Genomic DNA, 21,906 nt, shown 5'->3' on the forward strand with positions numbered 1-21,906 from the left:
GGCGGAACCCCTCCCACCCTCATCGCGAAAGGCTTCCCGTGAGCACCGAAGCGTACGTGTACGACGCGATCCGCACCCCGCGCGGTCGTGGCAAGGCCAGTGGCTCCCTGCACGGCACCAAGCCGATCGACCTGGTCGTCGGCCTGATCAAGGAGATCCAGAGCCGCAACCCCGGCCTCGACCCGGCCGCCATCGACGACATCGTCCTCGGCGTCGTCGGCCCGGTCGGTGACCAGGGCTCCGACATCGCCCGCATCTCCGCCATCGCGGCCGGACTCCCCGACACCGTCGCCGGCGTCCAGGAGAACCGCTTCTGCGCCTCCGGCCTCGAAGCGGTCAACATGGCCGCCATGAAGGTCCGCTCCGGCTGGGAGGACCTCGTCCTGGCCGGCGGCGTGGAGTCCATGTCCCGCGTGCCGATGGGCTCCGACGGCGGCGCCTGGTTCGCCGACCCGATGACCAACCTGGAGACCAACTTCGTCCCCCAGGGCATCGGCGCCGACCTCATCGCCACCATCGAGGGCTTCTCCCGCCGGGACGTGGACGAGTACGCGGCCCTCTCCCAGGAGCGCGCCGCCGCGGCCTGGAAGGACGGCCGCTTCGCCCGCTCCGTCGTCCCCGTCAAGGACCGGGCGGGCCTCACCGTCCTCGACCGCGACGAGTTCCTGCGCCCCGGCACCACCGCCGACTCCCTCGCGAAGCTCAAGCCGTCCTTCGCGGACATCGGCGAGCTGGGCGGCTTCGACGCGGTCGCGCTGCAGAAGTACCACTGGATCGAGGAGATCGACCACGTCCACCACGCGGGCAACTCCTCCGGCATCGTGGACGGCGCCGCCCTCGTCGCCGTCGGCTCCAAGGAGGTCGGCGAGCGGTACGGGCTGACGCCGCGCGCCCGGATCGTCTCGGTGGCCGTCTCCGGCTCCGAGCCGACCATCATGCTCACCGGCCCGGCCCCGGCCGCCCGCAAGGCCCTGGCCAAGGCCGGTCTGACCATGGACGACATCGACCTGGTCGAGATCAACGAGGCCTTCGCCGCCGTCGTCCTGCGCTTCGTCAAGGACATGGGCACCACGCTGGACAAGGTCAACGTCAACGGCGGCGCCATCGCGCTCGGCCACCCGCTCGGCGCCACCGGCGCGATGATCCTGGGCACCCTCGTGGACGAGCTGGAGCGCCAGGACAAGCGCTACGGCATGGCCACCCTGTGCGTGGGCGGCGGCATGGGCATCGCCACCGTCGTCGAGCGCGTCTGACCGTCCCGTCCGAACCCCTTCTTACGGAGAAGCATCAGTCATGAGCGAGAGCACCACCATCCGCTGGGAGCAGGACGAGACCGGGATCGTCACCCTCGTCCTGGACGACCCGAACCAGTCCGCCAACACCATGAACCAGGCCTTCCGGGCCTCGATCATCGCGATCGCCGACCGCGTGGAGGCCGAGAAGGACTCCATCCGGGGCATCGTCTACACCTCCGCGAAGAAGACCTTCTTCGCCGGCGGCGACCTCAAGGACATGATCCAGGCGGGCCCCGAGCACGCACAGGACATCTTCGAGGGCGCCCTGGAGATGAAGAAGGCCCTGCGCCGCATCGAGACCATCGGCAAGCCGGTCGTGGCCGCGATCAACGGCGCCGCGCTCGGCGGCGGCTACGAGATCGCCCTCGCCTCCCACCACCGGATCGCCCTCGACGCCTCCGGCTCCAAGATCGGCCTGCCCGAGGTCACCCTCGGCCTGCTGCCGGGCGGCGGCGGCGTCACCCGCACCGTGCGCCTGATGGGCATCACCGACGCCCTCCTCAAGGTGCTGCTCCAGGGCACCCAGTACAACCCCAAGCGGGCCCTGGACAACGGCCTGGTGCACGAGCTGGCCGCCACCCCCGAGGAGATGCTCGCGAAGGCCGTCGCCTTCATCGACACCCACCCCGAGTCGCACCAGCCCTGGGACCTGCCCGGCCACAAGATCCCCGGCGGCACCCCCGCGCACCCGAAGTTCGCCGCCAACCTGCCGGCCTTCCCGGCCAACCTGCGCAAGCAGCTGAACGGCGCCCCCTACCCGGCGCCCGCCGCCATCATGGCCGCCGCCGTCGAGGGCTCCCAGGTCGACTTCGAGACCGCCTCCGTCATCGAGTCCCGCTACTTCACCGAGCTGGTCACCGGCCAGACGGCGAAGAACATGATCCAGGCGTTCTTCTTCGACCTCCAGGCCGTCAACTCCGGCGCCAGCCGCCCCAAGGGCGTCGAGCCCCGCCAGGTCCGCAAGGTCGCCGTCCTCGGCGCCGGCATGATGGGCGCCGGCATCGCCTACTCCTGCGCCCGCGCCGGCATCGAGGTCGTCCTCAAGGACGTCTCCGCCGAGTCCGCCGCCAAGGGCAAGGCGTACTCCGAGAAGCTGTGCGCCAAGGCCGTCTCGCGGGGCCGCACCACCCAGGAGAAGGCCGACGCCCTCCTCGCCCGCATCACCCCCACCGCCGAGGTCGCCGACCTCGCGGGCTGCGACGCGGTCATCGAGGCCGTCTTCGAGGACACCGCCCTCAAGCACAAGGTGTTCCAGGAGATCCAGTCCGTCGTGGAGCCCGACGCGCTGCTCTGCTCCAACACCTCCACCCTGCCGATCACCGTCCTCGCCGAGGGCGTGGAGCGCCAGGCCGACTTCATCGGCCTGCACTTCTTCTCGCCCGTCGACAAGATGCCGCTCGTGGAGATCATCAAGGGCGAGCGGAGCAGCGACGAGGCCCTGGCCCGCGCCTTCGACCTGGTCCGGCAGATCAACAAGACCCCGATCGTCGTCAACGACTCGCGCGGCTTCTTCACCTCGCGGGTGATCGGCCAGTTCCTCAACGAGGGCGTCGCCATGGTCGGCGAGGGCATCGAGCCCGCCTCCATCGAGCAGGCGGCGGCGCAGGCCGGCTACCCGGCCAAGATCCTCTCCCTGATGGACGAGCTGACCCTGACCCTGCCGCGCAAGATCCGCAACGAGACCAAGCGGGCGATCGAGGAGGCCGGCGGCGTCTGGGCCACCCACCCGGGCGAGGCCGTGATCGACCGCATGGTCGACGAGTTCGAGCGCCCCGGCCGCAGCGGCGGCGCCGGCTTCTACGAGTACGACGAGAACGGCAAGCGGGGCAAGCTCTGGACCGGCCTGCGCGAGCACTTCACCAAGCCGGGGTACGAGATCCCCTTCCGCGACATGCAGGAGCGGATGCTGTTCTCCGAGGCCATCGACACCGTCCGCCTCCTGGAGGAGGGCGTCCTGACCTCGGTCGCCGACGCCAACATCGGCTCCATCATGGGCATCGGCTTCCCGGCCTGGAGCGGCGGCATCCTCCAGTACATCAACGGCTACGAGGGCGGCGTCGCCGGCTTCACGGCCCGCGCCCGCGAGCTGGCGGAGACGTACGGCGAGCGCTTCACCCCGCCGGCCCTCCTGGTGGAGAAGGCCGAGCGGGGCGAGGTCTTCACCGACGCCTGACCGGTCACGGAGTCCGTGACCGGCCATGAGAACCGACCGGTCACGGACTCCGGAACGCCGTCCTCAGCTCCTCGCTCAGCGAGCGCTGGAAGGCCGTGACGAGGGCCTGGATCACCATCGGCTGCATGTGGGCCGAGAGCGACCTCATCGCTCTCAGGTGGTCCGGGTCCTCGCCGCTCTCCCGGTACGGGTTCCACACCTCCTCCTGGAAGAGCCGGGCCAGCTCCTGGGCGGCGGCCCGCGCGTGCTCCAGGAGGACGGTCCGGGAGGCGAGGATCGTCTCGTGCTCGATGGGCACGTCCAGCATCTCCACGCCGAGCCGCAGCAGCGAGCCGTCGAGCCGGTACGTGTCGGCGTCGTCGGTCCGCTCCAGGACCCCCATCGCGGCGAGCCGGTCGACGTCCCGCCCGGTCAGCGCCCGCCCGGCCCGCCGCTCCAGCTCGCGCCGGGTGATCGACTCGGCGGACTCGGGCGCCCAGGAGGCCACCAGGGCCCGGTGTACCGCCAGGTCCCGCGCGCTGAGGTCGGGCGGCAGCTGCTCCAGGTACCGTTCGATCGCGGCGAGCGTCATGCCCTGCCGCTGGAGCTCCTCGATGAGGGCGAGCCGGGAGAGGTGCTCCGGCCCGTAGTGCCCCACCCGCCGGGCCCCGATGACGGGCGGCGGGAGGAGCCCCCGGGTCCCGTAGAACCGCACGGTCCGCACCGTGACCCCGGCCCGCGCGGCCAGCTCGTCGACGGTGTAGCGCGGTCCGCGCTCCACGTCGCTCTCGACGTCCATCCGAGCCGCCTCGCTTCCCCGACCGTCGGCCCGCGTGTCCGGACCGCTTGAACAGTATTGCTGTCTCACCACCGCTGTAAAAGACCGGCGCGATTGTCGGTGGCCACCCGTAGCGTGATCGTCATGAACGGGAGTGCGAACGGGATCGCGTACGTCCGGGGGGACGCCACCTCCCCGCAGGGCAAGGGCGTCAAGATCATCGCCCATGTCTGCAACGACCTGGGCGGCTGGGGCAAGGGCTTCGTCCTCGCCCTCTCCCGCCGCTGGCCCGAGCCGGAGGCCGCCTACCGCCGGTGGCACCGGGAGCGCGCGGGGAACGACTTCGGCCTCGGCGCGGCCGGGTTCGTCCGGGTCGAGCCGTACGTCTGGGTGGCCAACCTGGTGGGGCAGCGGGGGATCCGCACGGGGCGGAGCGGCGGCGCCCCCGTACGGTACGAGGCGATCGACACGGCCCTCGGGGCGCTGGCGGACAAGGCCGCCGAGCTGGGCGCCTCCGTGCACATGCCCCGGATCGGCTGCGGACTCGCGGGCGGCTCCTGGGACCGGGTCAAGCCCCTGGTCCTCCGGAGGCTCGTGGACCGGGGGATACCGGTCACGGTGTACGACTTCGGCGCGTAAGGGGCGCGGGGCCGGGGTGTGGTGAGGGGCCTCGGGGGCGGGGGCTAGAGTCGGCCGCCGGCGCGACGGGGACAGAGAGACAAGGGGGGATTCGATGTACGCGGAACTCAGGGACACGGCCGGGGAATTGGCCGGAATCCTGTGGCGGGAGCACACCGTCTACCGCGAGCGGGGCGGCGGGGTGGTGATCCGGGGCGAGCACGTGCGCCGCTGGATCAGCCTGGCCCCGACCGGGGGCAAGGACCGGGCGCTGCTGCGCGCCGGACGGATACTGGACGGCGGCACGACGGCGCCGGCGCGCACCGAGGTGGTCGTGGACCTGACGGCCGGGACGGCGGAGCTGGCGGCGATCTGCCGCCGTCTGCTCGCCGACGTCGCCGCGATGGACGAGCCGGCGCCCGCGCCGGACCGCGGCGGGAAAGCCGGGAAGCGCGAGAAGCCGGGGCGGAAGGCCCGTGCCCCCCGCCCCGGCCGCCGCCCCCGGAAGGAGCGGCACACCGGCGCCGGCTCGTGGTTCGTCATGCTCTGCGTCGTCGCGGTGCTCGGCGCCTGGCTCTACAGCCTCTTCGGGGGCCGCGGCTACTGAGCCACGGCCCCCGGGACGGTCGTCAGAAGCCCGTGACCGGATAGTGGTCGGAGAGGTTCGTGTACGTGTAGCTGGTGCCCCAGCTGCTGACCGTCCACGGAGCGCTCTTCTCCAGGACCACGTGGTTGGTCCAGTCGGCCGGCCGTGCGTTCCCGGCGCGGAAGAGGACGTGGTCGAGGTTCTCGCGCGGGTCGTCCGGGTAGCGCTCGGAGGCGATCGAGTTCAGGGCGGTGTCGAAGGAGTACGGGTGGCCGGTGAGGGCGTCGGCCCCCACCAGGCCCGCGTCGGCGAGCATCGTGCCGTACTCGGGCGTGTGCGAGTCGACGTTCATGTCGCCCGCGACGATCACCTGCTCGTCCGCCGGGATCCTCTTCGCGTCGAGGAAGGCGTCGATCGCCTTGAACTGGCGGCTGCGCATCTGCGCCGCCTCGCCCGCCGAGCACCCCGGGTCGGTGGACTGCGCGTGGGTGCCGAGGACGTGGACCCGGCTGCCGTTCACGTCGAGCACGGTGTACGCGAAGCCCTTGTTCGACCACCAGTCGGCGCCGCAGGCGTCCTTGTAGACGTACTGCTCCTTGTGGACGATCGGCCACTTGCTGAGGATCGTCACGCCGCCGTCCTCGGGCGTGGTCGCGGAGTAGGACCCGCCGGTGGCGTCCCAGCCGCTCTTGCTCCGGCCCACGACCGGGGTCTGGTGCGGGTACTGCCCGGCGGCGTTCGCCTTGAGGGCGTCGGAGGCGGAGTTGTCGAAGGCCTCCTGGAGGACGACGACGTCCTGCCCCTGGAAGAAGGGGGCGGCGGGGATCGCCTTCGCCCGGTGGTCCTGCCCCCAGTTCGGGTAGAGGGTCTTCGAGAAGAGGAACGCGTTGTAGGTGAGGACCTTCAGCCGAGGGGTCTCGGCGGGCGCGGCGGACGCGGCCGGGGCCGTCGCCGCCAGGGTGGCGGCGGCGAGCGCGAGGGAAAGGGCGGCGCCGGGGGCGCGGCGGAGCGCGGCGAACGTCACGTGAACTCCCGTGGAGGTGTGGGGGATTGGCCTGGCGCCGCACATACAATCAGCCGTGGTTACCTTCGGGTAGCCTCTGGATGCCGGGAATCTGGCCGGACTCGCACGGGCGTGCCAACTCTCATTCCGGTGTCGCAATTGCACCCATTTGCTCCAGGTAGAATGCGCCCATGACCCTCGCGAACTCGCAGATCTTCAACATGGACCTCGGTCCGCTCAACCCCGTCTGGGCCGAGCTCATCCTCGGCCTGGTGTTGTTCGGCATCACCTTCCTCATCCTGGCGAAGGGCGTCCTGCCGAAGATCAAGCAGACGATCGAGCAGCGCGAGGACGCCATCGAGGGCGGCACCGACCGCGCCGACGACCTGCGTGCCGAGGCCGCCCGCGTCCGCGAGCAGTACGAGGCAGAGCTCGCCGAGGCCCGCCACGAGGCCGCGCGCATCCGCTCCAAGGCCGTCGAGGAGGGCTCCGCCGCCATCGCCGCCGCCCGCGCCGAGGGCTCCGCCGAGCGCGACGCCATCCTCGCCGCCGGCACCGCGAAGATCACCGAGGAGCGCGCCGCCGCCGAGCGCGAGCTCAACGCCGACGTCGACGCCTGGGCCCACGCCCTCGCCGGCCGCATCGTCGGCGAGCCGGTCGGCGCCGACCGCGCCTGACCCGTACACCCGGAAGGGGCCGTCGCCCGGGCGACGGCCCCTTCGCCATGTCCCTCGCCGCGCACTCCGCCACGGGTGCACCCTGGAGACGACCGCAGAGGAGAAGCACCGTGGAACGCGTGAAGCAGGCCGACCCCGCGCCGCCGCCCGTCGGCGGGGTGCTGTGGAGCGTCGCCGGCGACGTCCGGTCGCTCCTCATGCTGCCCGCCGCCCTCACCATGCAGGTCGCCCACCCCGCGATCGGCGCCGGCGTCGACGAGCACTCCGTCTTCCGCACCGACCCCTGGGGCCGCGGCGAACGCTCCCTGCGCTCGGTCCAGCTCTGGGTCTACGGCGGCGAGGAGGCCGCCCGCGAGGGCCGCAGGCTCCGGGAGCTGCACCGCGCGATCCGGGGCACCGACGCCCACGGACGTCGCTACCACGCCCTCACCCCCGCCTACTACTCCTGGGTGCACGCCACCGGCTTCCCCGTCTACCGGCACGGCCTCCGCCTGCTCGCCCGCCCCCTCACCGGCGCCCAGGAACGACAGCTGTACGCCGAATGGCTCCAGGTCGGCCGGGTCCTCGGCATCCACGACCGGGACATGCCGCGGACGATCGAGGAGTTCTGGCCGTACTACCGCAAGGTCCTCGCCGAGGAGCTGGAGGCCACCGTCGTCGTACGGGAACTCCTCGACACCGACCTGCCCGTCCCCGCCCCCGACCGTGGCCCGCTGCCGCTCCGGCTCGCCCTCCGCCTCCTCTGGCCCCTCCTGCGCCGCCCCTTCCTGCGGCTGCGCGCCTTCCTCACCGCCGGCTTCATGCCCCCGGACGCCCGCGAGGCCATCGGCCTGGAGTGGACGGACGCGCAGGAGCGGACCCTGCGCCGGCTCTGCCGGGTCCTGCGGGCCGTGGTCCCCGTCCTGCCCGAGCGGCTGCGCTACCTGCCCCTGGCCAGGGAGGCGCGGAAGGCCGCCCGCCGCGCGCAGCGCTGACGGACGGCCTCCCGGGACCCGCAGTACGGCTCAGTGACCGCCGTGGCCCTTGTGCCCGGACTCGTGGTCGTGGCCGCGCTCGTGGTCGTGGACCGTGTTCGTCGCCGCGATCTTCTTCCACGACTTCGGCTGCACCGGCTTCGCGGCCTTCGCCCCGGCCTTCGCCGTCGTCCTCGGAGTCGCCGGGGCGGACGGACCCGCCGCGGCCGCCGCCGGCGCGGCCGGCTTCGACGGCTCGTACAGCCAGGTGTCGAACAGCTCGGCCAGCGGCTCGCCGGAGATCCGCTCCGCGTACCGCACGAAGTCCGCCACCCGCGCGTTGCCGTACGCGAACTGCTTCGGCCAGCCCTTCAGGATCGCGAAGAAGTCCTCGTCCCCGATCTCGTTGCGCAGCGCCTGGAGCGCCAGCGCGCCCCGGTCGTAGACGGCGCCGTGGAACTGGTTCTCCGGGCCCGGGTCGCCCGGCTTCACCGTCCAGAACGGGTCGTCGGCGCCCCGCAGGGCGTACACGTAGTCCGCCAGCTCCTGCGCCGTGCCCTCGCCCTCCTTCTCCGACCACAGCCACTGGCTGTAGCGGGCGAAGCCCTCGTTGATCCAGATGTCCTTCCAGTCCCGGACGGACACGCTGTCGCCGTACCACTGGTGCGCCAGCTCGTGGACGACCACCGACACGTTCGCGCCGTTGGCGAACTGCCGCGGGCTGTAGAACGGCCGGGTCTGCGTCTCCAGGGCGAAACCGCTGGTCACGTTGGGAACGTACCCGCCGAGCGAGTTGAACGGGTACGGCCCGAAGACCGTCTCCAGCCACTCCGCCACCTCGGTCGTGCGCTCGATCGAGGCGCGCGCCGCGCCCGCGTGGGCGCCCAGGTCCTTGCTGTACGCGTTGAGGACGGGCAGCCCGTTCGCCGTCCGGTCCGTCGTGATGTCGAACTTTCCGACGGCCAGCGTGGCCAGATACGTCGCCTGCGGCTTGTCGGAGCGCCAGTTGAAACGGGTCCGGCCCAGCGCCGTGGACTGCGACTGGAGCACGCCGTTGCTGATGGCCTGGTGGCCGGCCGGCACCGAGACCGAGACGTCGAAGGTGGCCTTGTCCAGCGGGTGGTCGTTGGACGGGAACCACCACACGGCCGAGTCCGGCTCCTGCGCGGCGACACCGCCGTCCGGGGTGCGGGCCCAGGCCGACCAGCCGTCCACCTTGAACTCGGAGGGCTTGCCCGCGTAGCGGACGACCACCGAGATCTCCCTGTTCCTCTCCAGCGGGACGGCCGGGGTGACCTCCAGCTCGTGGGCGCCGGAGGCGGCGAACTTCGCGACCCGGCCGTTCACCCGGACCTCGCTGACCTTCAGTCCGAGGTCGAGGTTGAACCGGGACAGGTTCTGCTTGGTGGTGGCGAGGATCGTCGCCGTGCCCTCCAGGAGGTCCGTGGCGGGCTCGTACTTCAGGCGCAGGTCGTAGTGGGAGACGTCGTAGCCGCCGTTGCCGCTGGCGGGGTAGTAGGAGTCGCCGATGCCCGGGGCCCCAGGGCTGAAGTCGGCCGCCGACGCCGGGATCGCCAGCGTCAGGGAGGCCGCGAGGGCGCTCGGAACGATGATTCTGCGGTGCACAGGTGCTCCCCAAGTCATAAGAAACGTAAGACGCGCGGGTGGTCGTCGGTCCTTAGCGACGACACTATTCAGCGCCCCGACGGACCGTCACGTCCAGAGGACCTCCTGTCACACGATCGCCATTCGGCCGACACGAACCCCTCCACCCACGGGATCACCCCGAAGGGACCCTGATTCCCTCCGGCGCTCTTTTGCACGGGAGTTGACCGGGGTACGTTCCCGCCCATGCCGATGCGAAAGCGGATCACCCGCGGAGCCCGAGCGCCGTACGGAACCCTCGCGGCGGCGGCCACGGCCGCGCTGCTCGCGACCCTCGTCACCCCGGCCGGCGCCCGGACCGACCCCGCCGCGCCCGGGGCCGGGGCCGGGGCCGTGCGCGAGTCGCGCCCCGTCCACTCGTACGCCGACGCCGTCCGCGAGTCCGTCTGGGTGGACACCGGACTCGACGGCGACGGGGACGGGCGCGCCGACCGGGTCGCCGTCGACATCGTCCGGCCCCGGGAACCGGCCGCGACCGGCCGGAAGATCCCGGTGATCATGGACGCCAGCCCGTACTACGCCTGCTGCGGACGCGGCAACGAGAGCCAGAGGAAGACGTACGACGCCGACGGGAAACCGGTCCGGTTCCCGCTGTACTACGACAACTACTTCGTCCCGCGCGGCTACGCCTTCGTCGCCGTCGACCTCGCCGGCACCAACCGCTCCGACGGCTGCGACGACGTCGGCGGACGCTCCGACGTGCGGTCCGCCAAGGCCGTCGTCGACTGGCTCAACGGCCGCGCCCGCGGCTACACCACCCGCACCGGCACGGCCCCGGCCCGCGCCACCGGCTGGAGCACCGGCAACGTCGGCATGATCGGCAAGAGCTGGGACGGCACCGTCGCCAACGGCGTGGCCGCCACCGGCGTCGAAGGGCTGAAAACGATCGTCCCCATCGGCGCCATCTCCTCCTGGTACGACTACTTCCACTCCCAGGGCGCCCCGCTCTACGACGCCAACCCGAGCTGGCTCTCCGACTACGTCAACAGCCCCGAGGCGCGGGCCCGCTGCGCCGCCGTCCAGGAGCGCGTCACCGCCGCCACCCCGTACAGCGGCGACTGGACCGCCGCCTGGAGCGAGCGCGACCACGTCAAGGACGCCCACAAGGTGAGGGCCAGCGTCTTCGCCGTGCACGGGCAGCAGGACCTCAACGTCCGGGCCGGGCAGTTCGGCAAGTGGTGGGACGCCCTCGCCGCCCACGGCGTCGAACGCAAGGTCTGGCTCTCGCAGACCGGGCACGTCGACCCCTTCGACTTCCGGCGCGCCGACTGGGTCCGCACCCTGCACCGCTGGTTCGACCACTACCTCCTCGGCTACGACAACGGCATCGACCGCGAGCCCGTCGCCGACATCGAACGCGCCCCGGACCGCTGGACCACCGACCGGCACTGGCCGCCGCGCGGCACCGCGACCACCGTCCTGCGCACCGCCCCCGGCGCCGCCGCCGGACCCGGTGTCCTCGGCCGCGCCCCCGCCGCCGCCGGCTCCGCCGCCGCCTTCACCGACGACCCGGCCCTAGGCGAACTGGACTGGGCGGCCCGGATCGACACCGCGACCCCCGAGAAGGCCGGGTTCGTCACCCGCCCCCTCTCCCGCGACCTGCGGATCGCCGGCTCCTCCCGGGTGACGGTCACCGCCACCCCGACCACCGCCACCGCCCACCTCTCCGCCGTCCTCGTCGACCTCGGCCCCGCCACCATCCGCGACTACGCGGCGGCGGGGGAGGGCATCACCACCCTCGCCCACCGCACCTGCTGGGGCGCGAGCACCCCCGGCGACAGCGCCTGCTTCAAGGAGACCGAGGCCCGCACCGCCGACGTCCGGCACACGGTCGTCAGCCGGGGCTGGGCCGACCTCGGCACCTGGGCCGACCCCCGGAAGGGCCGCCCGCTGACCCCCGGCAGGGCGTACACCCTCACCCTGGACCTCGCCGCCGCCGACCACGTCGTCCCGGCCGGCCACCGGCTCGCCCTGATCGTCGGCGGCACCGACCGGGACCTGCTCGACCCCCCGTCGACCACCCCGACCCTCACCCTGGACCTCGCCCGCACCCGGGCGGAGGTGCCGCTGGTCGGCGGCGCGGGCGCCTTCGCCCGAGCCACCACGGGACCGGCCCCCGCCCTCTCCACCCCGCCGAACGCACTCCGGCCGCCGGGCGTCTCCGCACCGCCGGCCGCCGTCATCGGGCCGCGCCTGCCCGGGACGGGGGCCGCCCGATGACGACCCGTAACGCGAAGACCCGCACCCCGGAGACCCCCACCGCACGGCGGAGTTCACGGCGCGCGCTCGCCCTCGCGGCGGGCGCCGCCGCCCTCGCCCTGCCGCTCGTCGCCGTCCCCGCCGAGACGGCCGGCAGCGCCCCCGCGCAGCCGCCGCGCACCGGCTTCGAGACCAGCCGGGGCGCCCGCTGGACCACCGAGGCCGAGGAGCGGGACTTCCTCGCGGCCGTCGACCGGGCGGGCGACCGGGTGTCGCTGCGCGAGATCGGCACCACCGCCCAGGGCCGCCCGCTCCGGCTCGCCGCCCTCGGCACGACCCGGCCCGGCGCCACGACCGTGCTCCTCGTGTGCAGCCAGCACGGCGACGAGCCCGCCGGCCGCGAGGCCTGTCTAAGCACGGTGCGCGACCTCGCGTTCGCCCGGGACCCGGAGACCCGCCGCCTCCTCGACCGCACCACCGTCCTGGTCGTCCCGACCGCGAACCCCGACGGCCGGGAGGCGGACACCCGGGGCAACGCCGACGGCGTCGACGTCAACCGCGACCACATCGCCCTGCGGACCGCCGAGGCGCGGGCGATCGCCGCCGTCCTCCGCGACCGGCGCCCCCACCTCGTCTACGACCTGCACGAGTACGGCGCCACCCCCCGGTACTACGAGAAGGACCTGCTCGCGCTCTGGCCCCGCACCCTCGACGCCGACCCGCACGTCCACGACGAGTCCCGGACGCTCTCCGAGAGGTACGTCCGTCCCGCCGCCGGACTCGCCGGGTACACCACCGGGATCTACGGCATCTGGACCGACCCCCTCACCGGCGAGCCCGTCCGGCAGGTCGCGGGCGACGGCCAGGAGCGGATCCTGCGCAACACGGCGGGCATCAAGCACGCGGCCGGCCTGCTCGTGGAGACCCGGGTGGACGCGCTCGACCCGGCCGAGAAGGACGACCCGGCCCGCAACCACCGGCGCCGGGTCGCCACCCAGCACGCCGCCCTGAAGGGGCTGTTCGCCCACCTCGACGAGCGGCGCGGCCCGCTGGCGGCGGCCACCGCCCGCGCCCGGCTCACCGGCCTCGCCGACCGGGGCCCGGTGTACCTCGGCGGCGCCGACAACGACCCGCCGGAGCCGGAGGAGGTCCTGACCGACCCGCCCTGCGGCTACCGCCTGGACGCCGCGCAGTACGCCGAGGCCGGTGACGAACTCGCCCTGCACGGCGTCACCGTGCGCCGGGAGGGCGCGGGCGCGTTCGTGCCGCTGCGGCAGTCGCAGCGCGCGCTCGTCCCGCTGCTGCTCGACGGGCGGGCCGCCCACCACCTCGTCAGTGGGAGTCCTGTGGAGGAGTGTTGACGACCCTGTGGGGTCCGGGGCCCATGGCGCGGCACCGATGTTTGCCGAGGTAAAGTTACTTGCTGGTACTGACCATGCCTCGAACGGGCCGTCCCAGCCCGGAAGTTGGAGAACCACCATGCGTCCCCTCAAGACCGCGCGCCGCGTCCTGCCGGCCCTGCTCGCCACCACGCTGCTGGCCGGAGGCGTGCTCGTCGGCCAGACGGTGACCGCCGAGCCCGCGGCCGCCGGCGCCATCACCTGCAACATCGGCAAGCTGAAGGCCGACGCCCGCAAGGAGCGCGACCGCGCCGCCAAGCTCAAGCGCCTCGGCGCCACGGTGGAGGCCAAGAAGGCCCTCGCCAACGCCGCGGCCCTGGAGAAGCGCGCCAAGCAGTGCGCCGACGCGGACAACAGCAGCCGCCCGCCGTTCGGCAAGTGACACCTCGCGGGGCGGTTGCCATCCGAAAGGACGGCAACCGCCCCGCGGCCGTCCCGGGCGTCCCGGCCGTCGGGCGCACGCTTCCCGGAGGCCGGTCCCCGTACCCGGATCGGGACATTTCCAGGACGGATCAGCCATGGAACGGGCCCCTCCGCGGGGAAATACTCGAAGCATGCCGTCCGCGTACACCAGCCTCGACCTCACCCCCGCGACCCGCACCACCCCCGCCGACCTCCTGGTCGACGGCAGGCCGCTGCTCCACCGGCTCGACGAGGCCGACGGCGCGGACACCGTCTCCCCCCTCGCGGCGGACCTCCCGCCCGTCCTCCGCGCCGAGCACGTCCGCCGCCTCCTCGACGCCGGCGACCACGGCCTCCCCGGCGGCCGGTACGTGCTCCACTCCTGCCCCGACTGCGACGACCCCGGCTGCGGAGCCGTCACGGCCGTCGTGGAGCGCGACGGCGACGACGTCGTCTGGCGCGACCTCGCCTGGTGGACCGGCCCCGCCGTGGACCTCGCGCGCGACGGCTACCCCGGCACCGGCCCGTACCGCTTCCACGGCGCCTCCTACCGGACCGTGCTCCTCCGCCTCCTCGACGGGACCCGGCGGGGCGCCGCCCCCGTCCCGGCGGGCGCCTCCCGCCGCTGACCGCGGAGGCCCCCGGCCCCGACCCCGCCGTCGGGTCCCCCGGTCGCCTAGGATTCCTCCCCTGATGACTGCAACCCTCGTCGCCAAGGACCTCGCCGCCGGCCACGGCGAACGCACCCTCTTCGCCGGACTCGACCTCGTCGTCGCCCCCGGCGACGTCATCGGCCTCGTCGGCGTCAACGGCGCCGGCAAGTCGACCCTGCTGCGGCTGCTCGCCGGGCTCGACGCCCCGGAGGAGGGCGAGCTGAAGCTCTCCCCGCCCACCGCCTCCGTCGGCCACCTCCCGCAGGAGCCCGAGCGGCGCGCGGACGAGACCGTGCGCGCCTTCCTCGCCCGGCGCACCGGCGTCGCCGCCGCCCAGGCCGCGATGGACGAGGCCACACAGGGCCTGGTCGACGGCACCCCCGGAGCCGACGACGCGTACGCCGTCAGTCTGGAGCGCTGGCTGGACCTCGGCGGCGCCGACCTCGACGAGCGCGCCGAGGAGGTCGCCGCCTCCCTCGGGCTCACCGTCGGCCTCGACCGGCCGATGACCTCCCTCTCCGGCGGCCAGGCCGCCCGCGCCGGACTCGCCTCCCTCCTCCTCTCCCGCTACGACGTCTTCCTCCTCGACGAGCCCACCAACGACCTGGACCTCGACGGCCTGGAGCGCCTGGAATCCTTCGTGAAGGGGCTGCGCGCCGGGACGGTCGTCGTCAGCCACGACCGCGAGTTCCTCGCCCGCACCGTCACCAAGGTCCTCGAACTCGACCTCGCCCAGCAGCAGATCACCCTGTACGGCGGCGGTTACGAGGCCTACCTGGAGGAGCGGGACACCGCCCGCCGCCACGCGCGCGAGGAGTTCGAGGAGTACGCCGGGAAGAAGGCGGCCCTCGAAGCGCGCGGCCACATGCAGCGGTCCTGGATGGACAAGGGCGTCCGGAACGCGCGCCGCAAGGCCACCGACGGCGACAAGCTCGGCCGCAACGCCCGCAGCGAGGCCAGCGAGAAGCAGGCCGCGAAGGCCCGGCAGACCCAGCGCATGATCGAGCGGCTCGACGTCGTGGAGGAGCCCCGCAAGGAGTGGGAGCTGCGCATGGAGATCGCCGCCGCCCCGCGCTCCGGCTCGGTCGTCGCCACCCTGCGCGACGCCGAGGTCGAGCGCGGCGACTTCTCCTTCGGGCCCGTCACCCTCCAGATCGACTGGGCCGACCGGGTCGCCGTCACCGGCGCGAACGGCGCCGGGAAGTCGACGCTGCTCGCCGCCCTCCTCGGCCGCCTCCCGCTGGATTCCGGCGACGCCTCGCTCGGCCCGGGCGTCGTCGTCGGCGAGGTCGACCAGGCCCGCAAGCTGTTCCACGGCACGGAGACCCTCCTGGAGGCGTTCTGCGCGGCCGTGCCCGACACCGAGCCCGCCGAGGTCAGGACCCTGCTCGCCAAGTTCGGCCTGAAGGCCGTCCACGTGCTGCGGCCCGCCACCACCCTCTCGCCGGGCGAGCGGACCCGGGCCGCGCTCGCGCTGCTCCAGGGCCGGGGCGTGAACCTGCTGGTCCTGGACGAGCCGACCAACCACCTGGACCTCCCGGCGATCGAGCAGCTGGAGTCCGCCCTCGACGCGTACACCGGCACGCTGCTGCTCGTCACCCACGACCGGCGCATGCTCGACGCCGTCCGCACCACCCGCCGCATCGAGGTGGCGGACGGCAAGGTCACCGAGCTCTGAGACACCCCGGCCCGGGACGCCCGTCTTGCACGGGCGCGACCCGGGCCGTGAACTGTACGCACAACGGCTCTCCGCGGGGCGCGGCCGGCCCCGTCCCCGCGGACGGCACTCTTCAGGAGGCACCACATGACCGACGACGGCATCACCCGGCTCCTCGCGATGCTGGACGACCTCGACGCGGACGTCGACGCGACGATCGACCTCGCCGACGAGATCGCGGCGACGGGCGGTCCGGAGCTGCTGCCGCGCCTGGAGACCGAGCTCGGCCGGGCGGTCGAGGAGCGCAACGGGTACGCCCGCGAGCTGCTCGGCGGCGTCGTCGCGGGCATCGGCGGCACCGGCAGCCTCCCGGTCCTGGTGCGGGCCTCCGCCGTCGACCTCGGCGACGACCAGGACGGCCTGGCCGCCGAGATCGTGGACCTGGTCCAGGCGGACCCGAAGAAGGCCGAGGGCCTGCTGCGGCCCCTGACGGAGGACGACGACCTCGCCGTCGCCCACCGCGCCGACTGGGCCCTGCGCTTCCTGCCGTAAGGCCGTAAGGCCGCCCGTACGGGAAGGGACCACGGGCCCCTTCCCGTACGTACACCGGCACTACCGCCGCTTGCCGCCGCCCTCGCCCAGCAGGCCCGCCTTGCGGAGGGCGTCCGCCATGGCACTGTTGGCGGGAGCGGGGGCCGCGCCGCGGTCCCGGCCGCCACCGCCCCGGCCGCCCTGGTCGCCGCGCTCGGCCCGGCGACCGCCACCGCCGCCCTGCCGCTGCTGCGGCGGCCGGCCGGAGCGCTCGCCCCGGTCACCGCGCTCGCCCCGGCCCCGGCCGCCCGCGCCGCCCGCCGCCTCCGCGCCCGGCTCGTCGTCGAGCCGCAGCGTCAGCGAGATCCGCTTGCGCGGCACGTCCACGTCCAGGACCTTCACCTTCACCACGTCGCCGGGCTTCACCACGTCGCGCGGGTCCTTCACGAAGGTCTTCGACATCGCGGACACGTGCACCAGACCGTCCTGGTGCACACCGATGTCCACGAACGCCCCGAACGCCGCCACGTTGGTGACGACCCCCTCCAGGACCATCCCGGACGCCAGGTCGCCGATCTTCTCTACGCCCTCCTTGAAGGTGGCCGTCCGGAACGCCGGACGCGGGTCGCGGCCCGGCTTCTCCAGCTCGCGCAGGATGTCCGTCACCGTCGGCAGACCGAAGGTCTCGTCCACGAAGTCGTCCGCCCGCAGCGAGCGCAGCGTGCCCGTGTCGCCGATCAGGGACGCGACCTCGCCGCCCGTCGTCTTCGCCATCCGGCGCACCACCGGGTACGCCTCCGGGTGCACGGCGGACGCGTCCAGCGGGTCGTCGCCGCCCCGGATGCGCAGGAAGCCCGCGCACTGCTCGTACGCCTTCGGGCCCAGCCGGGCCACGTCCTTGAGCGCCCGGCGGGAGCGGAAGGGGCCGTTGGCGTCCCGGTGCGCGACGATGTTCTCCGCGAGGCCGGAGCTGATGCCCGAGACGCGCGAGAGGAGCGGCGCGGAGGCGGTGTTGACGTCCACGCCGACGCCGTTCACACAGTCCTCGACCACCGCGTCGAGCGAGCGCGAGAGCTTCACCTCGGCCAGGTCGTGCTGGTACTGGCCGACGCCGATCGACTTCGGGTCGATCTTCACCAGCTCCGCCAGCGGGTCCTGGAGCCGCCTGGCGATGGAGACGGCGCCGCGCAACGACACGTCCAGGCCCGGGAGTTCCTGCGAGGCGAACGCGGAGGCCGAGTAGACCGAGGCGCCGGCCTCCGAGACCATCACCTTGGTCAGGTTCAACTCGGGGTGCTTCGCGATGAGTTCGGTCGCCAGCTTGTCGGTCTCGCGGGAGGCCGTGCCGTTGCCGATCGCGACCAGCTCGACCGCGTGCTCCTTCGCGAGCCGCGCCAGGGTCGCCAGGGACTGGTCCCACTTGTTGGCCGGGACGTGGGGGTGGATCGTGTCGGTGGCCACGACCTTGCCGGTCGCGTCCACGACGGCGACCTTCACGCCCGTACGGAAACCGGGGTCGAGGCCCAGGGTCGCCCGGGTGCCGGCCGGCGCGGCGAGCAGCAGGTCCCGCAGGTTCGCCGCGAAGACCCGTACCGCCTCGTCCTCGGCGGCCGTCCGCAGCCGCAGCCGCAGGTCGATCCCCAGGTGCACCAGGATCCGGGTCCGCCAGGCCCAGCGGACCGTGTCCTGGAGCCACTTGTCCCCGGGGCGCCCCCGGTCGGCGACGCCGAAGCGGTGCGCGACGATCCCCTCGTACGAGGAAGGGCCCTCGACGGGCTCCTCCGGCTCCAGGTCCAGGGCGAGCACGTCCTCCTTCTCGCCGCGCAGCATGGCGAGGATCCGGTGCGAGGGCAGCGCGGTGAACGGCTCCGCGAAGTCGAAGTAGTCGGCGAACTTCGACCCCGCCTCCTCCTTGCCCTCCCGGACCTTGGCGACAAGCCGCCCCCGGCCCCACATGCGCTCGCGCAGCTCGCCGATGAGGTCGGCGTCCTCGGAGAACTTCTCCGCGAGGATCGCCCGCGCGCCCTCCAGGGCCGCCGCCGCGTCCGCGACGCCCCTGTCCGCGTCCACGAAGGCCGCCGCGGCGGCCGCCGGCTCCACGGACGGGTCCGCGAGCAGCCCCTCCGCCAGCGGCTCCAGACCGGCCTCGCGGGCGATCTGCGCCTTGGTCCGGCGCTTCGGCTTGAAGGGCAGGTAGATGTCCTCCAGGCGCGCCTTGGTGTCGGCGGCCAGGATGCGGGCCTCCAGCTCCTCCGTCAGCTTGCCCTGCTCGCGCACCGAGTCGAGGACGGCCGACCGGCGGTCCTCCAGTTCGCGCAGGTAGCGCAGCCGCTCCTCCAGGGTGCGCAGCTGCGCGTCGTCGAGCATCTCGGTCGCTTCCTTGCGGTAGCGCGCGATGAACGGCACGGTCGAACCGCCGTCGAGGAGCTCGACGGCTGCCCTCACCTGTCGCTCGCGTACGCCGAGCTCCTCGGCGATCCTTGCTTCGATGGACGTCGTCACGGTGTCCCGACTCGCCTTCTCGTGCCTCAAGCTTGCGACTGCATTGTGCCGGGTCGGTCACCCGTACGCGGCAACCGACCCGTCCCGCGCGTCCTTCAGCCCTTGCCGACCAGGTCCTCCGGGAAGGCGCCCGCCGCTGCCGCCGCGAAGAGGAAGCCGCGCCCCAGCTCGGTCAGGCGCTCGACCCCGGCCGCGCCGAGGTGCTCGTACGGGGCGGAGTCCAGCCGGTCGGTGTGCTCCTCGAGCTCGGCGCGCAGGGCCGCCCCGGCCTCGGTCAGCTCGCCCCCGGCGCCGATCAGGCCCCGGTCGCGCAGCCGCGCCACCGCCCCCTCCCAGTCGGTGCGCCGCCAGCCCCGGGTGCCGAGGACCCAGCGCGGGGCCATGCCCTTGCCGGTGGCGGTGTGGGAGGCGAGGGCCTCGACCGGGTCGAGCCCGGCGGAGAGCAGGGCCGCGAGGTGCCCGTCGCCCCGGTGCTCGCGCAGCAGGGTGGTGGCGTGCCAGTAGGCGAGGTGGGGCTCCTCGGGGACCGGCAGGTCGGCGTTGGCCGAGTACAGCGGCCGGGCGTGTCGCGTACAGGCCTCGGCGGCCCGCAGCGCCAGCTCCGCCGCCTCCGCCATCTCCGGGGAGGCGACGGCGTCCTCGCCGAGCAGTCGGCGCAGGGTCGTGTCCACGGCGCGCAGCCGCGCGGCCAGGACCTCGGCGGGGGAGGCGGTCTCCCACACGGCGGGCAGGTGGCGGGCGAGCAGCTCGTGGTTGTAGTTGTAGAAGGTCGCGGCGACCGTGCCCGCGCCCACCGCGCCGAGCGGGGCGCTCCGGGCGGCGAGCCGCATCGCGCTCTGGTCCTCGAAACCGAGGGCGGAGAGCTCGCGGTCCAGGTCCGGCGAGAAGTACAGCGAGGAGTGCAGCGGGTTCAGGGCGTTGTGGCAGCGGCGTCCGGCGCGCGGCGGCAGGGTGTTCGTCATACCTCGAACGTTACCGACTGGTCGGTACGACGGGAACAGGAGCGGGCCCTCCAGGGCGGGGGTGGGCAGGTCCCCTCGGTCGGCGGGAGCAGGCGCACCACCCCCGCCGACGAGAGGCGACGGCAGGAAAGGTGGGATCCTCGTCGTTGTGGACGCGGCCACTCCCGGCCAAGGATGGGGGGCATGTCCCGACGCCCCGTCCTCGTCGTCCTCTTCGACGGCGTCCAGAGCCTCGACGTCACCGGCCCCGTCGAGGTGTTCGCCGGTGCCGGCCGGGCCGCCGGGGACCCGTCCGCCTACCCGATCCGCACCGCCTCCCCGGGCGGCGGCCCGGTCCGCACGCAGAGCGGGCTGCGCCTGCTGCCCGACACCGCGCTCGCGGACGCCGTCGCCGGCGGCGCCCCGCACACCCTGGTCGTCCCCGGGGGCGAGGGCACCCGGACGCCCGACCCGGCGCTGATCGACTGGCTGCGGGAGCACGCCCCGCGCGCCGAACGCCTGGTCTCCGTCTGCACCGGGGCGCTGCTCCTGGCCGGGGCCGGACTCCTCGACGGGCACCGGGCGACCACCCACTGGAACGCCTGCGAGCACCTCGCCCGCTGCTACCCCGAGGTCGACGTGGACCCGGACCCGATCTTCGTACGGGACGGGCGCCTCTCCACCTCGGCCGGGGTCACCGCCGGGATCGACCTGGCGCTCGCCCTGGTCGAGGAGGACCACGGCCGGGACGTCGCCCTCACCGTCGCCCGCCACCTGGTCGTGTTCCTGCGCCGCCCCGGCAACCAGGCCCAGTTCAGCGTCCAGCTCTCCGCCCAGACCGCCCGCCGGGAGCCGCTGCGCGACCTCCAGCACTGGATCACCGAGCACCCGGACGCGGACCTCTCCGTGCCGGCGCTCGCCGCCCGCGTCCGGCTCTCGCCCCGCCACTTCGCCCGCGCCTTCCACGCGGAGACCGGCACGCCGCCCGGCCGCTACGTCGACCGGGTCCGGCTCGAACACGCCCGCCGCCTCCTGGAGGACACCTCGCGCGGCGTCGAGGAGGTCGCCCGCGCCTCGGGCTACGGGACGCCGGAGGCGATGCGCCGCGCCTTCCTCAAGGCCTTGGAGACCACCCCGGCGGAGTACCGCCGCCGCTTCCACGTCCCCGCCCGCTGACCCCGTACGCCCGTACACCCGTACGCCCATGCACCGCACCCACCGAGAGGAACCAGCATGCAGATCGCCGTCCTGCTCTACGACCGCTTCACCGCCCTCGACGCCGTCGGGCCGTACGAACTGCTCTCCCGCCTCCCCGGCGCCGAGACCTTCTTCGTGGCCCGGGAGAGGGGCCCGGTCCGCAACGACCAGGACAGCCTCGCCCTCGTCGCCGACCGCACCCTCGCCGAGGTGCCGGCCCCGGACATCGTCCTCGTGCCCGGCGGTCCCGACGCCCGGGTGGCCATGGACGACCCGGAGATCCTCGACTGGCTCCGCGCCGCCGACGCCACCAGCACCTGGACCACCTCCGTCTGCACCGGCTCGCTGGTCCTCGCCGCCGCGGGCCTCCTCGACGGGCGCCGGGCGACCACCCACTGGCTCGCCTTCGACGAACTGCGGGCCCTCGGCGTCGAGCCCACCGGCGAGCGGGTGGTCTTCGACGGCAAGTACGTCACCTCCGCCGGGGTCTCCTCCGGCATCGACATGGCGCTCCACCTCCTCGGCCGGATCGCCGGGGACGAGACCGCGCAGACGGTCCAGCTCCTCACCGAGTACGACCCGCAGCCGCCGTACGACGCGGGCTCGCCGGAGAAGGCCCCGGCCGCACTCGTCGCGAAGTGGCGCGCGGAGACCGGGAAGCCGGAGACCGCCCCGGCGGGGACCGAGTAGCCCGTAC

At 73.7% G+C, this 21,906-nt stretch carries 19 protein-coding genes; 14 read left to right on the forward strand and 5 right to left on the reverse strand.

The window, feature by feature from the left end:
* Positions 1-38 precede the first annotated feature (38 nt).
* Positions 39-1,253: an acetyl-CoA C-acetyltransferase gene (locus CP977_RS28735; RefSeq protein WP_062751279.1), complete on the forward strand. Its 1,215-nt coding sequence runs from the start codon at positions 39-41 to the stop codon at positions 1,251-1,253.
* A 40-nt stretch (positions 1,254-1,293) separates the two neighbouring features.
* Complete coding sequence (locus CP977_RS28740) at positions 1,294-3,468, forward strand: 3-hydroxyacyl-CoA dehydrogenase NAD-binding domain-containing protein (RefSeq protein ID WP_062751277.1); 2,175 nt, start codon at positions 1,294-1,296, stop codon at positions 3,466-3,468.
* A 40-nt stretch (positions 3,469-3,508) separates the two neighbouring features.
* Here CP977_RS28740 and CP977_RS28745 read toward each other — a convergent pair whose 3' ends face one another.
* A complete protein-coding gene (locus CP977_RS28745) occupies positions 3,509-4,246 on the reverse strand; it encodes a MerR family transcriptional regulator (RefSeq protein WP_062751275.1) in 738 nt (245 codons plus the stop codon).
* Positions 4,247-4,369: 123 nt separating this feature from the next.
* On the opposite strand from CP977_RS28745, the gene CP977_RS28750 reads away from it, so the two are divergent.
* Positions 4,370-4,864, forward strand: a complete 495-nt coding sequence (locus CP977_RS28750; RefSeq protein ID WP_152371042.1) for a macro domain-containing protein — start codon at positions 4,370-4,372, stop codon at positions 4,862-4,864.
* A 94-nt stretch (positions 4,865-4,958) separates the two neighbouring features.
* The gene (locus CP977_RS28755; protein WP_062751272.1) at positions 4,959-5,450 is read left to right on the forward strand and encodes a hypothetical protein; all 492 of its coding nucleotides are present in this window, start codon (positions 4,959-4,961) and stop codon (positions 5,448-5,450) included.
* A gap of 22 nt (positions 5,451-5,472) precedes the next feature.
* Here the strand turns inward: CP977_RS28755 and sph are convergent, their stop codons facing one another.
* Entirely contained in the window at positions 5,473-6,498 is a 1,026-nt protein-coding gene (gene sph, locus CP977_RS28760; RefSeq protein ID WP_062751270.1) for a sphingomyelin phosphodiesterase, read from the reverse strand.
* A gap of 125 nt (positions 6,499-6,623) precedes the next feature.
* Between sph and CP977_RS28765 the strand changes: the two genes are divergently transcribed.
* Positions 6,624-7,109, forward strand: a complete 486-nt coding sequence (locus CP977_RS28765) for a F0F1 ATP synthase subunit B family protein (protein WP_062751268.1) — start codon at positions 6,624-6,626, stop codon at positions 7,107-7,109.
* Between the two features lie 110 nt (positions 7,110-7,219).
* Positions 7,220-8,083: an oxygenase MpaB family protein gene (locus CP977_RS28770; RefSeq protein ID WP_062751266.1), complete on the forward strand. Its 864-nt coding sequence runs from the start codon at positions 7,220-7,222 to the stop codon at positions 8,081-8,083.
* Between the two features lie 30 nt (positions 8,084-8,113).
* Here the strand turns inward: CP977_RS28770 and CP977_RS28775 are convergent, their stop codons facing one another.
* A complete protein-coding gene (locus CP977_RS28775) occupies positions 8,114-9,688 on the reverse strand; it encodes a M1 family metallopeptidase (protein ID WP_152371043.1) in 1,575 nt (524 codons plus the stop codon).
* A 225-nt stretch (positions 9,689-9,913) separates the two neighbouring features.
* On the opposite strand from CP977_RS28775, the gene CP977_RS28780 reads away from it, so the two are divergent.
* The 6 genes from CP977_RS28780 to CP977_RS28800 all read left to right on the forward strand — a co-directional run bounded on the left by CP977_RS28780 (position 9,914) and on the right by CP977_RS28800 (position 16,590).
* On the forward strand, positions 9,914-11,947 hold the full coding sequence (locus tag CP977_RS28780) for a Xaa-Pro dipeptidyl-peptidase (RefSeq protein WP_152371044.1): 2,034 nt from the start codon (positions 9,914-9,916) through the stop codon (positions 11,945-11,947).
* A complete protein-coding gene (locus CP977_RS28785; RefSeq protein WP_152371045.1) occupies positions 11,944-13,287 on the forward strand; it encodes a M14 family metallopeptidase in 1,344 nt (447 codons plus the stop codon). The genes CP977_RS28780 and CP977_RS28785 overlap by 4 nt, the downstream gene beginning before the upstream one ends.
* Positions 13,288-13,405: 118 nt before the next feature.
* The gene (locus tag CP977_RS28790; RefSeq protein ID WP_062751260.1) at positions 13,406-13,708 is read left to right on the forward strand and encodes a hypothetical protein; all 303 of its coding nucleotides are present in this window, start codon (positions 13,406-13,408) and stop codon (positions 13,706-13,708) included.
* A gap of 172 nt (positions 13,709-13,880) precedes the next feature.
* On the forward strand, positions 13,881-14,357 hold the full coding sequence (locus tag CP977_RS34230) for a hypothetical protein (RefSeq protein WP_162602985.1): 477 nt from the start codon (positions 13,881-13,883) through the stop codon (positions 14,355-14,357).
* A gap of 64 nt (positions 14,358-14,421) precedes the next feature.
* Positions 14,422-16,059, forward strand: a complete 1,638-nt coding sequence (locus CP977_RS28795; RefSeq protein WP_062751256.1) for an ABC-F family ATP-binding cassette domain-containing protein — start codon at positions 14,422-14,424, stop codon at positions 16,057-16,059.
* Between the two features lie 126 nt (positions 16,060-16,185).
* Complete coding sequence (locus CP977_RS28800; protein WP_030215623.1) at positions 16,186-16,590, forward strand: hypothetical protein; 405 nt, start codon at positions 16,186-16,188, stop codon at positions 16,588-16,590.
* Positions 16,591-16,650: 60 nt separating this feature from the next.
* Here CP977_RS28800 and CP977_RS28805 read toward each other — a convergent pair whose 3' ends face one another.
* Both CP977_RS28805 and CP977_RS28810 read right to left on the reverse strand, forming a co-directional pair.
* Positions 16,651-19,071, reverse strand: coding sequence for a Tex family protein (locus tag CP977_RS28805; protein ID WP_062751254.1), 2,421 nt, complete (start codon positions 19,069-19,071; stop codon positions 16,651-16,653).
* Between the two features lie 95 nt (positions 19,072-19,166).
* Positions 19,167-20,033, reverse strand: coding sequence for an SCO6745 family protein (locus CP977_RS28810; RefSeq protein WP_062751251.1), 867 nt, complete (start codon positions 20,031-20,033; stop codon positions 19,167-19,169).
* A gap of 183 nt (positions 20,034-20,216) precedes the next feature.
* Between CP977_RS28810 and CP977_RS28815 the strand changes: the two genes are divergently transcribed.
* Both CP977_RS28815 and CP977_RS28820 read left to right on the forward strand, forming a co-directional pair.
* Positions 20,217-21,188: a GlxA family transcriptional regulator gene (locus CP977_RS28815; RefSeq protein ID WP_152371046.1), complete on the forward strand. Its 972-nt coding sequence runs from the start codon at positions 20,217-20,219 to the stop codon at positions 21,186-21,188.
* 57 nt (positions 21,189-21,245) lie between these two features.
* Positions 21,246-21,899, forward strand: coding sequence for a DJ-1/PfpI family protein (locus tag CP977_RS28820; protein WP_062751245.1), 654 nt, complete (start codon positions 21,246-21,248; stop codon positions 21,897-21,899).
* Positions 21,900-21,906 lie beyond the last annotated feature (7 nt).

The sequence above is a fragment of the Streptomyces cinereoruber genome, from assembly GCF_009299385.1.
Lineage (GTDB): Bacteria > Actinomycetota > Actinomycetes > Streptomycetales > Streptomycetaceae > Streptomyces > Streptomyces bikiniensis.